The organism is Rhabdothermincola sediminis (assembly GCF_014805525.1).
Taxonomy (GTDB): Bacteria; Actinomycetota; Acidimicrobiia; order Acidimicrobiales; family Acidimicrobilacustridaceae; genus Rhabdothermincola; species Rhabdothermincola sediminis.
Genome location: NZ_JACFSZ010000046.1, coordinates 1 through 1,044, shown reverse-complemented (window position 1 = coordinate 1,044; position 1,044 = coordinate 1). Strand labels below are relative to the sequence as shown.

The following is a 1,044-nucleotide window of genomic DNA, read 5'->3' as shown; positions in this document are numbered from 1 at the left end:
TCCGGCTGGCGGGCAGCCTCGGATGTCGGGTGTTGCTCCGGCCGGACGACATGTCAACGCAAGGGCACGAGGCCGGTCATAGCAAGGGTCAGGCCGACCGGAGCAGCACACCAGGATCATCGCAGTCGTAGCTGTCGGCGACGGTGCCGATGCTGGGGCGGGCGCCGATCTCGTCGAGCCGCTCGGTGAAGCGCACCGACGTGAACTGCGACCCGGCGTCCGCGTGTGCGACCAGGCCACCCAGCCGGCGGGTGCCTCGTGATGCTCTGGCCATCTCGAGCGCGTCGAGGACCATGTCGGTGCGCATGTTCGACGCGACCCGCCACCCCACGATCCGGCGGCTGAACGCGTCGACGATGAAGCAGACGTAGGCCATCCCCGACCGGGTCGGCACATAGGTCAGATCCGTCACCCACAACTGGTTCGGCGCGGCGGCCTTGAAGTTCCGGTTCACCAGATCCGGCGCCCGCACCGCATCGGGATCGGCGATCGTCGTACAGATCGTCTTGCGACGGCGGCTGATGCCCTCGATGCCCATCTGGCGCATCAGGCGGGCCACCTGGTCCCGGCCGATCTCGTGCCCGGCACGACGCGCGGCCTTCCACAACTTGTGCGCCCCGTAGACCTTGCGGTTCGCGACCCACAACACCATCAGGATCTGCATCACCACGACGTCACGCACGGCACGCGCTAACGGCGAGGTCTCGCGGCGCTTGGCGGCGTAGTAGGTGCTCGCAGCGATCCGCAACGCACGGCAGATCAGCCCGACTCCGAGCTGGCCCCGATGCTCGTCGATGAACCCCACGATCACTTCGATGGGCGGTCGAGCTCCGCCTGGGCGAAACACGCCGACGCCTTCCGCAAGATCTCGTTCGCTCGGCGCGTCTCGCGCAGCTCCTGCTCAAGCGCCTTCTTCTGGCTTGTATCACTGAGGTTGCCCGCTCGGCTTGAGTGGGTGGCCACGTAGGGTGGCCTCGGGAGAGGGGCCCCGGCAGTGACGGTTTCCGGCTGGGCTTCGGGCTCGTGAAAGAGATCGTCGCTGGG

At 67.6% G+C, this 1,044-nt stretch carries 1 pseudogene and 1 other annotated feature; the pseudogene reads right to left on the bottom strand.

Annotation, left to right across the window (positions count from 1 at the left end):
* Positions 1–124: 124 nt before the first annotated feature.
* Positions 125–930: pseudogene (locus tag HZF19_RS16110) on the bottom strand (IS3 family transposase); the annotation flags it as partial.
* Positions 734–850 (bottom strand) — a sequence feature (AL1L pseudoknot). Its footprint overlaps the pseudogene before it by 117 nt.
* Positions 931–1,044: the final 114 nt, after the last annotated feature.